This is a genomic window from Mycobacterium sp. IDUB_3 (assembly GCF_055419585.1).
In genome coordinates, this window is sequence record NZ_JBVAXZ010000001.1 from 2,289,284 (window position 1) to 2,302,125 (window position 12,842).

Genomic DNA, 12,842 nt, shown 5'->3' on the forward strand with positions numbered 1-12,842 from the left:
CCCTATCGCCGCCGCGGGTTGTCCGGGCTGTCGCGCCAGGGCGTGAAACCCGCTTGCTGCGCGGACTTCTCGTCGCTGAACCAGACCTCGGCGGGGGCGGAGTCGTAGTTCGGATCGTCCGGTGTGAAGTACATCTTGCCCTCCGCGCGGGCTTTGATCAGGTATCCCGCCGGCCCCCGGCCGTCGGGCTGTGCGTCGGCGGAGCCCGGGCCGTAGGGCGCCCGCGGCGACCACGGGATCTTGGTGGTCGGCGACTCCTTGGCCACCGGAATCGTGGTGGTGCGCGGCTCGGTGACCGGAATTCTCGTGGTGCGCTTCTCGGCGACCGGGATCGTGGTGGTGGCGGGCTCCGGGCTCGCACCCTTGCTCGGTGGATTCGACACCGGCGCTTGGCTTTTGACGGAGGTCATCATCAGCGTGAAAGTCAGCACCAACCCGAGACCGAAGGACAGGCCGAAGAGCCACCAGTGCACGTGGTTCATCGCCCAGCATCCTTTCGCGCACGGTTGAGCAGCGTGGCGACCACCCAGGCGACGGCCGAGCCCGCCACGAACGCGAACAGGTACCACAACCACTGGATGACGAAGTCCACGCCGAATCTCCTTAGCTGATTACGATTTCGACCCGGCGATTCTGGGTCCGCCCGTAGTCCGTGCCATTGGGGGCGATCGGATTGGCCGAGCCGAAACCGGTGGTGCTCAAGCGGTCGCCGGGCACGCCCTGGGCTTCCAAGAACCCCGCGACGGCTTGCGCGCGCTCTTCGCTCAACGGGACGTTCAGGCTCGTATTGCCAGTGTTGTCGGCGTAGCCGTTGATGACCGCATGTGCGGTCGGGCACGCCTTGAGTTTGTCGGCTACCCGGGTCAAGACCTGCTCGTCGGACGCCGTCAGGCTGCCGACGTTCGACTCGAAGGTAAGAGCGCCGTCGGTCAGGGTGTTGATCGCCGATTGCAGGTTGGTGCACGACGCGGCGGCGGGCGATGGAGCCGCCGCAGGTGCGTTAACGACAAGATTGTCAACGACATTCAGGGTGGACCAGATGCGCTTCGCGTCGATGTCGATGGTGTTGCTCTGCTCAGGCGATGCCGCGGTGCCCATTAGGGTTATGGTGTCGCCGCCGACCGTGAGAGCGAAGTCTGCGATCGATGCGCTGTCGGAGAAAACCGGCTTGGCCTTGGCGAAATCGAGTGCATCGACGGCAGGATCGATGCGGATCTGGTCGACGATGTCGAGGCCGGGAGGCAGCGCTCCGGTCAGCACGTTGCGCAACACCGCTTTGGCGGACTCGTCCGGGAAGTCTCCGGTCAGGGTGACGCTGTTGCCGCTGCGGACCATGGCGAACGCCGCCAACGAAAACTTCCGCGCACCAGCGCTGGTCGACGGCGCCGAGGACACGCGACCGGACGGGGACCGTGCCGACACTTGGTAGCCGATTGCAGCGAGCAGAAGCGGAATGACCAGCAGCGCGATCAGCCAGGGCGGGCCGGGCCGTTTGATGCTCACGACGGCCCTCCCTCATGTCACCCGCGCTTGCCAGGCGATATGCAGCCTACCGATTCACCCCCCTCCCGAGTCGGGCACACTGGAACGATGGCCAACGGCAGTAAACCAACCGACAACGACACACTGGCGGTCATCCGCGACCTGGTCGCCGAGGAGAAGGCGCTGCGGGCGCAGCTGCAGCGCGGGGACATCGACGAGTCGGAAGAACATGACCGCCTCCGGCGGGTGGAGGTCGAACTCGACCAGTGCTGGGACCTGCTGCGGCAGCGCCGGGCACTGCGCGAGACCGGCGGTGACGCACGGGAGGCGGAGGTGCGTCCGCCCGACGAGGTCGAGGGCTACCTGAGCTGACCGACCACGCGACCGATGTCGACGCCTTAATCGTCGGAGGCGGCCACAACGGCCTCCTCGTCGCGGCCGCCTATCTGGCTCGCGCGGGTCTGCGGGTGCGGCTGCTGGAACGACTGAACCACACCGGGGGCGCGGCCGTCTCGGCGCAGGCCTTCGACGGTGTCGGCGTTCGGGTGTCGCGCTACTCCTATCTGGTCAGTCTGCTGCCTGCGCGCATCGTCGAGGATCTGGGCGCCGACGTGCGACTGGCCCGGCGGCCGTATTCGTCGTACACACCCGACCCCGCGACCGGCGGCCGCGGCGGACTGCTGATCGGGTCGCCCAATGACACCTTCGCCGCCATCGGGGCGGCCGGGGATGCGCGGGGGTTCGCCGACTTCTATCAACGCTGCCGGCTGGTGACCGAAGCGCTGTGGCCGACGTTGCTCCAACCGCTGCGCACCCGCGACGACGCCCGCCGGCTGGTGATGCAACACGGGGATCGCCGCGCGGCGGCCGCGTGGCGGGCGGTGATCGAGGACCCGATCGGACACGCCATCGCCGATGCGGTGCGAAATGACGTGGTGCGTGGGGTGATCGCGACCGACGCACTGATCGGCACGTTCGCCCGCCTCGATGACGCATCGCTGACGCAGAACGTCTGCTTCCTGTATCACGTGCTCGGCGGGGGCACCGGAGACTGGGACGTCCCGATCGGCGGCATGGGCGCGGTCACCACGGCGCTGGCCGCGGCCGCCGTGCGCCACGGAGCCGAAATCAACACCGGCGCAGAGGTTTACGCTGTCGATCCCACCGGCGAAGTGCGTTATCGCAGCGACGACGAAGACCGCCTGATTCGGGCCCGGTTCGTCCTGGCCGGCGTCACACCGACGGTCCTGGACGGGCTGCTCGGCGAGGATCCGCAGCCGGCGGCCGCCGGCGCACAGGTCAAGGTGAACATGGTGCTGGCACGGCTGCCGCGGCTGCGCGACCACGCCGTCACGCCCGCCCAGGCATTCGCCGGGACGTTTCACGTCAACGAGACCTGGACGCAGCTGGACACGGCCTATTCGCAGGCCGCCACCGGTCAACCGCCGAATCCCTTGCCGTGCGAGGCCTATTGCCACTCGCTGACCGATCCCAGCATCCTGTCGGGCGAGCTGCGCGACTCGGGCGCGCAGACGATGACGGTGTTCGGTTTACACACCCCGCACTCGTTATTCGGCGGCGCCCACCCCGACGCGCTGCGCGATCAGCTGACCCACGATGTGCTGGCGTCGATGAATTCCGTTCTGGCCGAACCGATTCAAGACCTGCTGCTGACCGACGCGCAAGGCCGGCCGTGCCTCGAGACGACCACCACACTGGATCTGGAGCGCGCCCTGCGCATGAGCGGCGGCAACATCTTCCACGGCGGCCTGTCGTGGCCGTTCGCCGAGGACGACGACCCGCTGGACACCCCGGCGCGGCAATGGGGCGTGGCCACCGCGCACGAACGAATCATGCTGTGCGGCTCGGGCACTCGCCGCGGCGGGGCGGTGTCGGGAATCGGCGGGCACAACGCCGCGATGGCGGTGCTTGCCTCGCTCGATTAGCGAATGTTATTGCCGTGCGAGCTACTTGCGCGCGTCGATGGTGACGTAATCGCGCTCGGTGTAGCCGGTGTAGATCTGACGCGGGCGGCCGATCTTGCTGTCGCCCTCGTCGTGCATCTCGCGCCAGTGGGCGATCCAGCCGGGCAGCCGGCCCAGCGCGAACAGCACGGTGAACATCCTGGTCGGGAAGCCCAGCGCCCGGTAGATCAGGCCGGTGTAGAAGTCGACGTTGGGGTACAGCTTGCGCTCGATGAAGTAGTCGTCGGTGAGCGCGGCCTCTTCGAGCTGCTTGGCGATGTCCAGCAGGTCGTCGTCACCGCCGAGCTTGGCCAGGATCTTGTCGGCCTGCTCCTTGACGATGCGGGCGCGCGGGTCGTAGTTCTTGTACACCCGGTGGCCGAAGCCCATCAGCTTCACGCCCTCTTCGCGGTTCTTCACCTTGCGCACGAATTCGCTGACGTCGTCGTCGCTTTGGCGGATCTTCTCGAGCATCTCGAGCACCGCCTGGTTGGCGCCGCCATGCAGCGGGCCCCACAGCGCGTTGATGCCACCGGAGATGGAGGTGAACAGGTTGGCCTGCGACGATCCCACCAGCCGGACCGTCGACGTCGAACAGTTCTGCTCGTGGTCGGCGTGCAGGATGAGCAGCATGTCCAGCGCCCGAACGATTTCGGGGTCCGCCTGGTAGGGCTCCGCGGGCAGCCCGAACGTCATGCGCAGGAAGTTCTCCACCAGCGACAGCGAGTTGTCCGGGTAGAGGAAGGGCTGTCCGACCGACTTCTTGTAGGCGTAGGCGGCGATGGTCGGCAGCTTGGCCAGCAGCCGGATCGTGGACAGCTCGACGTCCTCGGTGTCCATCGGGTCAAGCGAATCGGGGTAGTAGGCGGACAGCGCGTTGACGGCGCTGGACAACACCGGCATCGGGTGGGCGTTCCGCGGGAAGCCGTCGAAGAATCGTTTGAGGTCCTCGTGCAGCATGGTGTGCAGCTGGATCCGCTTGGTGAAGTCGGCCAGCTGCTCCTTGCTCGGCAGTTCGCCGTAGATCAAGAGGTAACTCACCTCGATGAACGTCGACTTCTCGGCGAGCTGCTCGATCGGGATGCCGCGGTAGCGCAGGATGCCCGCGTCGCCGTCGATGTAGGTGATGGAGCTCTTGCACGAGGCAGTGTTGACGAAGCCGTTGTCGAACGTGGTGTAGCCGGTTTTGGACAACAGCGAGCCCAGCGCAATGCCGTCAGCGCCGTCGGTGGCGTTGACGATCTCCAGGTCGGTCTCACCGCCCGGGTACTTCAAGGTGGCGGTGTCGTCGGTGTCTGCCACGAGAACCCCTTTGCGCTCTGGCTGATATGGCTGCTGACTTGGTGCTTACTGCAAAAGGTAGTCGTTATGAGGATGAGGCGCCTGCCCGGGGTCGAGTCCGCTGGTCACGCCAGCAATCGATCCCGTCACACCGCCGCGCGACGTGCATCATCAGCAGGTTAGGGCTGCAGGCGCTCCACCCGATCTCCGGTTATGCGGATGCGGTTGTGCAATCGATCTTCCCGGCCCTGCCAGAACTCCACCAGTTCCGGCGCAATGAGATAGCCACCCCAACCCGGCGGGACCGGAACCTGCTCGCGGTCGGCGAAGCGGGCGGTCACCTCCCCCAGCTGGTCGAGCAGGGCCGCTCGTGACGCGATCGGTTGCGACTGGTGCGACGCCCACGCGCCCAGCTGCGACCCGCGCGGCCGCTTGGACCAGTAGTCCTCGGTGACCTGTGCGGTGACCTTGCTCACCGGCCCGCGGATGTGGACCTGGCGGCCGAGCTGGTACCAGGGAAACGTCGCCGAGGCGTACGCCGTCGCCGCGAGATCGTCGCCCTTGGCGGAGTCATAGTTGGTGAAGAAAGTGATCCCGGTCTCGTCGGCGCTCTTGCACAAGACGGATCGGCTCGCGGGCCTGCCGTCGGCGGTGACGGTGGCCAGCACGAACGCATTGGGTTCGGCCACACCCGAGCGTTCGGCGTCATCGATCCATTTGCGCAACAACGAAACCCAGCCGTCGCGCAGCCAATCCGCGTCGAGATCTGGACTGCCGTCTTTTTCCACTGACCCGTACTCCACACGCATTCTTTGCAGGTGCTCGTCTTCTGGTCCTGCCATCGCGTCAACGCTACCGGCGCTTGCTACCGGCCGGTAGCGTCGGCCCGATCAGGGGGTGCGAGAATTTTCGGTATGACTGTGGTACCCGAAGACTTTGTCCCCGGCCTCGAAGGCGTGGTCGCCTTCACCACCGAAATTGCCGAGCCGGATAAAGACGGCGGTGCGCTGCGCTATCGCGGCGTCGACATCGAAGACCTGGTGAGCCAGCAGGTCACCTTCGGTGACGTGTGGGCGCTGCTGGTCGACGGCAAGTTCGGCCGCGGGCTGCCGCCCGCCGAGCCGTTCCCGCTGCCCATCCACACGGGCGACGTCCGCGTCGACGTGCAGGCGGGCCTGGCGATGCTGGCCCCGATCTGGGGGTACAAGCCGCTGCTGGACACCGAGGAGACCGTCGCCCGCGACCAGCTGGCCCGGGCCTCGGTCATGGCCCTGTCCTACGTCGCACAGTCCGCGCGCGGCATCTACCAGCCCGCCGTCCCGCAGCGGATCATCGACGAATGCGAAACGGTCACCGCCCGTTTCATGACGCGGTGGCAGGGCGAGCCGGACCCGCGGCACGTCGAAGCGATTGACGCCTACTGGGTCTCGGCCGCCGAGCACGGCATGAACGCCTCGACATTCACCGCCCGGGTGATCGCCTCGACCGGCGCCGACGTGGCGGCGGCCTTGTCCGGGGCGATCGGGGCGATGAGCGGCCCGCTGCACGGTGGGGCGCCGGCGCGGGTGCTCCCGATGATCGAAGAGGTCGAGCGCACCGGCGACGCGCGCGGCCTGGTGAAGAAGATCCTGGACAGCGGCGACAAGCTGATGGGCTTCGGGCACCGGGTCTACCGGGCCGAAGACCCGCGGGCCCGGGTGCTGCGCGCCACCGCCGAACGGCTGGGCGCCCCGCGCCACGAGGTCGCCGTCGCGCTCGAGCAGGCGGCCCTGGCCGAGCTGCGCGAGCGCCGTCCGGACCGGGCGATCGAGACCAACGTCGAGTTCTGGGCCGCGGTGATGCTGGACTTCGCCCGGGTCCCGGCCAACATGATGCCGGCGATGTTCACCTGCGGCCGTACCGCCGGCTGGTGCGCGCACATCCTCGAGCAGAAGCGGCTGGGCAAGCTGGTCCGCCCGTCGGCCATCTACGTAGGCCCCAGCCCGCGCAGCCCGGAATCCGTCGAGGGCTGGGACCGCAGTCTCACCAACGCCTGAGCCGACCTGGTTGTCGGTGCCCGGCGATCTAATGGTTGTCGTCGCGATGAGTTTCTGTCGCCGGCGCAGTCATAAATCGTGAACCCGCCCGTCGTGGGCGGGTGAGGGAACCGATAGCAAGGAGAACCATCATGGCGATCAACATCGAACCGGCACTGTCCCCGCACCTGGTGGTCGACGATGCCGCCGCGGCAATCGACTTCTATGTCAAGGCTTTTGGGGCACAGGAAATCGGGCGCGTGCCGCGTCCCGACGGCAAACTGGTGCACGCCGCGGTGCGCATCAACGGCTTCACGGTGATGCTCAACGACGACTTCCCGGAGGTGTGTGGCGGCAAGTCCATGACGCCGACGTCGCTGGGCGGCACCCCCGTCACCATCCATCTGACGGTCACCGATGTCGACGCCAGCTTCCAGCGGGCGCTCGACGCCGGCGCCACCGTGGTGACGCCGTTGGACGACCAGTTCTGGGGCGACCGCTACGGCATGGTCGCCGACCCGTTCGGCCACCACTGGTCGATGGGGCAGCCGGTCCGCGAGGTCAGCATGGAAGAGATCTCGGCGGCGATGTCCGGCCAGGGAGCCGGTTAGTGGCGATCGCGAGCGCGGCCGTGGCGATCGCAAGCGCGGCGTAGCCGGGCGCAGCGGGTCGCCACTACACCTCGCAGCCGGGCGAAGCGGGTCGCCACCATCGGGACTAGCCGAGCAGCCGATCCAGCAGCCGGCGTCGCTGCGGCGGCGCCGGCTCCGCGGCGGCCGCGGCCGCGAGCATGGCGGACACATCGGTGAATTTGTTGCGGGGCCGGCCGGCGTCGCCGCCGCGTGCGACTTCGGCGGCGTCGATAGCGCGCCATCCCGCCGCGTCGATCGCGTCGGGCTGACGGTCGTGCACCAGGCGGGCCAGCGCGTCGGGTTTGGCGACCGGATCGGTCAGCTTGCCGGCGTTGAAATCGGCGACCAGGCCCTGCACGGTCTGCAACGAGCAGGACTTGTTGGTGCCGATGAACCCGCTGGGCCCCCGCTTGATCCAGCCCGCCACGTATGCGCCGGGCACCGGTTGTCCCGAGGCGGGGTCGACGACGCGGCCACCGTCGTTCGGCACGACAGCCGACGATTCGTCATAGGGTAGATCGCGAATCGGCTTGCCGCGGTAGCCAATCGACGTCAGCACCAGACCCGTTTCCAACAGGCGCGTCTCGTCGGTACCGGTGACGGAGAACTCGATGCCGACGGCGCGCCCGTCCCCCAGCACCCGGTTCGGGGTGAGCCGATACGCCAGCCTGATTCTGGGTCGGTCGAACGGCGCCGAATCGTCGCCGAGCGAACTCAAGATTTCCAGCTTGCGCTTCGTCAAGGCGTCCGACGCGGTCGCGAGATCGGCCGCCACCAACTGATGGTCGGCCGCGCTGAGCACCACCTCGGAACTGCCGGTGAGCCCGATCAGCTCGGGCAACGTGAACGCCGACTGGGCGGGGCCGCGCCGGGCTGCGATCAACACCTCCCGCACCGCCGAGCCCCGGAAGGCCGCCAGCGCGTGGTCGACGATATCGGTGCGGGCCAGATCGTCGGGATCCGAGGTGAGCAACCGGGCGACATCGAGAGCGACATTGCCGTTGCCGACGATCACCACCCGCTCGTGGCTGAGATCGACTGGCAGATGGGCGAAGTCGGGATGCCCGTTGATCCACGCGACCAATTCGGTTGCCGTTCCGGTCCCCGGAAGGCCCATGCCCTCGATGTCCAGCCGGCGGTCATCGGGTGCACCCACCGCGTACAGCACGGCGTGGTGATGAGCCAGCAGGTCCGCGTGGCTCAGCTGCTTGCCGACCTCGACGTTGAGATAGAACCGGAACCGGCCATCACTGGCGACCCTGTCGAACAGCCGGGTGACCCGCTTGGTGTTCTGATGATCCGGCGCCACCCCGGCCCGCACCAAACCATAAGGTGTGGGCAGCTTTTCGAAGACGTTGACGCGCACGTCCCGCTGGGTCAGCAGCTCGTCGGCGGCATACATCGCCGCCGGCCCGGATCCGACGATGGCCACCGTCAGCGGTCTGCGGCGGGCGTGCACCTCGGCGGCGGGGATCACCGCCGCCAGCTTCGACGTCGGCGGCAGCTTCTGGTCCTTGGGCCGCTCCGGGTAGAAGGACGCGTTGATCTCGATGAACGGCAGCTGCTTGGAGTCCAGTCGGGTGTCAGGCGCGATCGCGCCGACGGGGCACGCGCTAACGCAGGCGCCGCAGTCCACGCACGCCACCGGATCGATGTAGAGCATCTCCGAAGTAGCGAAGCCGGGCTCATCCGGTGTCGGGTGAATGCAATTCACCGGGCAAGCGAAAACACAGGACCCGTCGTTACAGCACGACTGGGTAATAACGTGCGGCATAAAGGAACTCGCAGTTGTTTACGCGGCCGGGACCGCAGCCAGGTGCTGGCGCTGCGGCTCGCTGCGGTACCGCGACGGCTTGCCGTTGATCTTGCACAGCCGCCACATCAACCGCGCCGAGCGCGTCTCCATCAAGCCGGTGTCGTACGCCAGCATCCGCACGTCACCAAACATGTCGCTCAACCACTTTCGCGATTCCGGCGACCGGAAGAACAGTTCCTTCTTGACGTCACGCGGGATGTCGAATTCGCGCCAGAACGCCTTGGGCGGCACCACGATGGCGCGACACAGCGCCTTCATGGTCAGCGGCAGGTACAGCGCGGTCCAGAACCGCTGCCTCTTGGTCAATTCCGGCACCCGCTTGCGCAGGAACTCGTGGGCGAACGAGATGTGGCGGGCTTCCTCGGCCACGTGGATCGCCATCACCCGCTCCATGATGGGGTGCAGCGACTTGCCTTCGCGCAGAACATTTTTCTGCGTGTGGTCGATGGGCTCCTCGCCGGCGAGCACGCCGATGAAGAATGCCACCGGCAGCGGGCCGGCCACCAGCGGAACCAGCGGCGAGAGCCACTTGAGAACCCGCGGCATGCCCGGCACGTCGGTGCCGATGCGGTTGACCATCTCCTGGAACATCATGGTGTGGTTGCACTCTTCGACCGACTCGTGCAGGCAGTACCGGTACTCAGGCGAACCGTTGGGCACCCAGAACGTGTAGTTCATCAAGCCCCGGATCAGGATGGATTCGAAGTGCAGACCCACCTTGGCCACGTTGGCCTGGCGCCACATCCCGATCTTGATCTTGCGCTCGTCCGACTGCGCCAGATACCAGGGATGCCGGCCCAGCGGGTCGGTCGCCGGCAGAATCCACCGTGGATCGTTTTCCGTGACAGCGAATTCCGGTGAATCCCAATCGATATCGGTGTACGGATTGAAGTTGCGCCGCACTGACCCCTCGGACAGTGTGGCAAGCATGTTGACGTATTCGGCGTCGTCGCGCACTTCCATCTTGCTTCGCCAACGCCGGACTAATCGCGTCCGAGCCATATCCAGGCCTCCCCAACGAGGTTTACATTTGGACGTGCTATGTCCAGACAGTACCGCAGGTACCGGATAATTCCTAGGCCCCTCCCAGGCACTGTGACCTGACCGGTGGTCATGAAATTTTTATGCCCCAGGTCACACCCGGCCAAACGTCCGGCCACACCCGAGCAGGCCTTTTGTCCCGGCGGTTGGAGCCCGCGGCCGGGCCGCCGCACCGACCCGTCAGGTCGGCTCACTACCCTGATGGGCATGGCTGACCAGCTCGAGATCCCCGCTGACATCAAACCCCGCGACGGCCGCTTCGGGTGTGGCCCGTCGAAGGTCCGGCCCGAACAACTGCAGGCGCTGACCACGACCGCCGCCCCCCTGTTCGGCACCTCGCACCGGCAGGCGCCGGTCAAGAATCTGGTGGGCCGGCTGCGGTCCGGGCTCGCCGATCTGTTTTCGCTGCCCGACGGCTACGAGGTCATTCTGGGCAACGGCGGCGCGACGGCGTTCTGGGACGCCGCGGCCTTCGGGCTGATCGACAAGCGGTCGTTGCACCTGTCCTTCGGCGAGTTCAGCTCCAAGTTCGCCTCCGCGGTCGCCAAGAACCCGTTCGTCGGCGATCCCGTCATCATCAAGGCGGACGCCGGCAGCGCCCCCGAGCCGCAGAGCGACCCCTCCGTCGACGTGATCGCCTGGGCGCACAACGAGACGTCCACCGGCGTCGCGGTGCCCATCGGCCGGCCCGCCGACTCCGGCGACGCCCTGATCGTCATCGACGCAACCTCTGGCGCCGGCGGCCTGCCGGTCGACATCGCGCAGACCGACGCCTACTACTTCTCTCCGCAGAAGAATTTCGCCAGTGACGGCGGCCTGTGGCTGGCCGTCATGAGCCCCGCGGCGCTGGCCCGCGTCGAGTCCGTCGCTGCCTCCGGCCGCTGGGTGCCCGACTTCCTGTCGCTGCCGATCGCCGTGGAGAACAGCCTGAAGGACCAGACCTACAACACCCCGGCGATCGGCACCCTGGCGCTGATGGCCGAGCAGGTCGACTGGATGCTGGGCAACGGCGGGCTGGAGTGGGCCGTCAAGCGCACGGCGGACTCGTCGGGCCGGCTGTACTCCTGGGCCGAGGAGCAGGCCTACACCACGCCCTTCGTCACCGACCCGAAGCTGCGCTCCCAGGTGGTGGGCACCATCGACTTCGCCGACGAGGTCGACGCCGCGGCCGTGGCGAAGGTCTTGCGGGCGAACGGCGTCGTCGACACCGAGCCGTACCGCAAACTCGGCCGCAACCAGCTACGGGTGGGGATGTTCCCGGCGGTGGACCCCGACGATGTCAGCGCACTCACCCAATGCATTGACTGGGTCGTCGAGCGGCTGTAACTAACCGGCAATCGGCGCGCAACCGCACAGCGTGTCAGCACAGGTGATGGGCGGTTGCTGGACTAAAGTGCGCACGTGACGGATCCGTCGCTGACCTGCACGGAGCCTGCGAGGAGATAACCATGCGGGAACTCAAAGTGATTGGGCTGGATGCCGACAGCAAATATGTCATCTGCGAGAGTGACGATCCCGCGGAGCAGTTCCAGCTAGCGGCCGACGACCGCCTGCGAGCCCTGCTGCGCGATGCAGCCCTTTCCTCTGAGCAACCGCAGCTCGAGATTGAAGTCACCAACATGCTGAGCCCCAAAGAAATTCAGTCCAAAATCCGCGCGGGCGCCTCCGTCGAGCAGGTCGCCGCGGCGTCAGGCTCGGAGGTGTCGCGGATCCGCCGCTTTGCCCATCCGGTGCTGTTGGAACGGTTCCGCGCCGCCGAACTGGCAACCGCGGCCCATCCGATGTTGGCTGACGGCCCCGCCGTGCTGACGCTGCTGGAGACGGTCAGCGCCGCGTTGGTGACCCGGGGCCTCAGCCACGACAAACTCAGCTGGGACGCCTGGCGCAACGAAGACAACCGGTGGACGGTGCAGCTCGCGTGGAAGGTCGGCCGTTCCGACAACCTCGCGCATTTCTGCTTCTCCCCCGGCGCCCACGGCGGAACCGTGACCGCCATCGACGACGCGGCCAGCGCGCTGATCGACCCCAACTACGAACGTCCGCTGCGCCCGGTGGCCCGGGTCGCCCATGTCGACTTCGAGGAGCCCGCGAAGCCGCCGGTCGCGGAACCCGAGGCGGTCGTGGAGCCCGACGAAAAGCCGGTACACACCCGCCGGGGCAAGCCGGTCATCCCGGCGTGGGAAGACGTGTTGCTCGGCGTGCGCTCGGGCGGGCAGCGCTAAGCACGATGGTGGCGACCCGCTTCGCCCGGCTACGCCGCGCTCGCGATCACCACTAAGCACGATGGTGGCGACCCGCTTCGCCCGGCTACGCCGCGCTCGCGATCACCACTAAGCCCGACCCGCGGCCGTCAGGGCCAGCAGCACAATCCATGCGCCCGCGACGCCCACCGCTGCGCCCAGCACGAACCAGCGCAGCACCGGGGTGCGACGCCACCCCCACAAGGTCGGCGCCAGTCCCCCGGCGGCGACGACGTTGAGCCCCACAGCCAGCAGCGCGTGCACCCGAACCAGCCCCAGGCTGAGCACCACGATCGCGGCGGCGGTGACCACCGCAACGAATGCGGTCACCGTCAAACCCGTTGCCCAGGGGACGGATTCGTCTCTCATCA

At 67.3% G+C, this 12,842-nt stretch carries 14 protein-coding genes; 6 read left to right on the forward strand and 8 right to left on the reverse strand.

From position 1 onward, the window contains the following. Nucleotides 1-2: 2 nt before the first annotated feature. Genes arfC through arfA form a run of 3 tightly spaced genes read right to left on the reverse strand, consistent with a single transcriptional unit; the run spans nucleotide 3 to nucleotide 1,350 of the window. Complete coding sequence (arfC, locus tag ACZYVJ_RS10090) at nucleotides 3-482, reverse strand: channel accessory protein ArfC, sunset domain variant (protein ID WP_463830871.1); 480 nt, start codon at nucleotides 480-482, stop codon at nucleotides 3-5. Further along, a complete protein-coding gene (gene arfB, locus ACZYVJ_RS10095) occupies nucleotides 479-592 on the reverse strand; it encodes a channel accessory protein ArfB (RefSeq protein WP_463830872.1) in 114 nt (37 codons plus the stop codon). Before arfB ends, arfC begins: the two co-directional genes overlap by 4 nt. An 11-nt stretch (nucleotides 593-603) precedes the next feature. Beyond that, nucleotides 604-1,350: a channel-forming protein ArfA/OmpATb gene (gene arfA, locus ACZYVJ_RS10100; protein ID WP_463830873.1), complete on the reverse strand. Its 747-nt coding sequence runs from the start codon at nucleotides 1,348-1,350 to the stop codon at nucleotides 604-606. A gap of 240 nt (nucleotides 1,351-1,590) precedes the next feature. Between arfA and ACZYVJ_RS10105 the strand changes: the two genes are divergently transcribed. Further along, entirely contained in the window at nucleotides 1,591-1,854 is a 264-nt protein-coding gene (locus ACZYVJ_RS10105) for a DUF2630 family protein (protein ID WP_463830874.1), read from the forward strand. Further along, nucleotides 1,851-3,428: a phytoene desaturase family protein gene (locus ACZYVJ_RS10110; RefSeq protein ID WP_463832933.1), complete on the forward strand. Its 1,578-nt coding sequence runs from the start codon at nucleotides 1,851-1,853 to the stop codon at nucleotides 3,426-3,428. The genes ACZYVJ_RS10105 and ACZYVJ_RS10110 overlap by 4 nt, the downstream gene beginning before the upstream one ends. Nucleotides 3,429-3,449: 21 nt before the next feature. Here the strand turns inward: ACZYVJ_RS10110 and ACZYVJ_RS10115 are convergent, their stop codons facing one another. Together ACZYVJ_RS10115 and pdxH are read right to left on the reverse strand one after the other, a co-directional pair. Continuing rightward, nucleotides 3,450-4,748 carry a citrate synthase gene (locus tag ACZYVJ_RS10115; protein WP_463830875.1) on the reverse strand — a complete coding sequence of 433 codons (1,299 nt, stop codon included), beginning with the start codon at nucleotides 4,746-4,748 and terminating at the stop codon, nucleotides 3,450-3,452. Between the two features lie 158 nt (nucleotides 4,749-4,906). Then, nucleotides 4,907-5,569 carry a pyridoxamine 5'-phosphate oxidase gene (gene pdxH / locus ACZYVJ_RS10120; protein ID WP_463830876.1) on the reverse strand — a complete coding sequence of 221 codons (663 nt, stop codon included), beginning with the start codon at nucleotides 5,567-5,569 and terminating at the stop codon, nucleotides 4,907-4,909. Between the two features lie 72 nt (nucleotides 5,570-5,641). Between pdxH and ACZYVJ_RS10125 the strand changes: the two genes are divergently transcribed. After that, nucleotides 5,642-6,763: a citrate synthase 2 gene (locus ACZYVJ_RS10125; RefSeq protein WP_463830877.1), complete on the forward strand. Its 1,122-nt coding sequence runs from the start codon at nucleotides 5,642-5,644 to the stop codon at nucleotides 6,761-6,763. A gap of 131 nt (nucleotides 6,764-6,894) precedes the next feature. Further along, a complete protein-coding gene (locus tag ACZYVJ_RS10130) occupies nucleotides 6,895-7,353 on the forward strand; it encodes a VOC family protein (RefSeq protein WP_463830878.1) in 459 nt (152 codons plus the stop codon). Nucleotides 7,354-7,459: 106 nt separating this feature from the next. Here ACZYVJ_RS10130 and ACZYVJ_RS10135 read toward each other — a convergent pair whose 3' ends face one another. Both ACZYVJ_RS10135 and ACZYVJ_RS10140 read right to left on the reverse strand, forming a co-directional pair. Then, a complete protein-coding gene (locus tag ACZYVJ_RS10135) occupies nucleotides 7,460-9,148 on the reverse strand; it encodes an FAD-dependent oxidoreductase (protein ID WP_463830879.1) in 1,689 nt (562 codons plus the stop codon). An 18-nt stretch (nucleotides 9,149-9,166) separates the two neighbouring features. Continuing rightward, entirely contained in the window at nucleotides 9,167-10,192 is a 1,026-nt protein-coding gene (locus tag ACZYVJ_RS10140; RefSeq protein ID WP_463830880.1) for an AurF N-oxygenase family protein, read from the reverse strand. A 246-nt stretch (nucleotides 10,193-10,438) separates the two neighbouring features. Here ACZYVJ_RS10140 and serC point away from each other — a divergent pair, with 246 nt between their 5' ends. Both serC and sepH read left to right on the forward strand, forming a co-directional pair. Next, nucleotides 10,439-11,557: a phosphoserine transaminase gene (serC, locus tag ACZYVJ_RS10145; RefSeq protein ID WP_463830881.1), complete on the forward strand. Its 1,119-nt coding sequence runs from the start codon at nucleotides 10,439-10,441 to the stop codon at nucleotides 11,555-11,557. 122 nt (nucleotides 11,558-11,679) lie between these two features. Continuing rightward, a complete protein-coding gene (gene sepH, locus ACZYVJ_RS10150) occupies nucleotides 11,680-12,453 on the forward strand; it encodes a septation protein SepH (RefSeq protein ID WP_463830882.1) in 774 nt (257 codons plus the stop codon). Between the two features lie 108 nt (nucleotides 12,454-12,561). Here sepH and ACZYVJ_RS10155 read toward each other — a convergent pair whose 3' ends face one another. Further along, a complete protein-coding gene (locus ACZYVJ_RS10155) occupies nucleotides 12,562-12,840 on the reverse strand; it encodes a DUF2537 domain-containing protein (protein ID WP_076051318.1) in 279 nt (92 codons plus the stop codon). Nucleotides 12,841-12,842: the final 2 nt, after the last annotated feature.

Bases quoted from the DNA above. Each gene is read 5' to 3' on its own strand.
- arfC (WP_463830871.1), bottom strand. From the start codon at position 482: ATGAACCACGTGCACTGGTGGCTCTTCGGCCTGTCCTTCGGTCTCGGG.
- ACZYVJ_RS10105 (WP_463830874.1), top strand. From the start codon at position 1,591: ATGGCCAACGGCAGTAAACCAACCGACAACGACACACTGGCGGTCATC.
- pdxH (WP_463830876.1), bottom strand. From the start codon at position 5,569: ATGGCAGGACCAGAAGACGAGCACCTGCAAAGAATGCGTGTGGAGTAC.
- ACZYVJ_RS10125 (WP_463830877.1), top strand. From the start codon at position 5,642: ATGACTGTGGTACCCGAAGACTTTGTCCCCGGCCTCGAAGGCGTGGTC.
- ACZYVJ_RS10130 (WP_463830878.1), top strand. From the start codon at position 6,895: ATGGCGATCAACATCGAACCGGCACTGTCCCCGCACCTGGTGGTCGAC.
- ACZYVJ_RS10135 (WP_463830879.1), bottom strand. From the start codon at position 9,148: ATGCCGCACGTTATTACCCAGTCGTGCTGTAACGACGGGTCCTGTGTT.
- ACZYVJ_RS10140 (WP_463830880.1), bottom strand. From the start codon at position 10,192: ATGGCTCGGACGCGATTAGTCCGGCGTTGGCGAAGCAAGATGGAAGTG.
- serC (WP_463830881.1), top strand. From the start codon at position 10,439: ATGGCTGACCAGCTCGAGATCCCCGCTGACATCAAACCCCGCGACGGC.
- sepH (WP_463830882.1), top strand. From the start codon at position 11,680: ATGCGGGAACTCAAAGTGATTGGGCTGGATGCCGACAGCAAATATGTC.
- ACZYVJ_RS10155 (WP_076051318.1), bottom strand. From the start codon at position 12,840: ATGAGAGACGAATCCGTCCCCTGGGCAACGGGTTTGACGGTGACCGCA.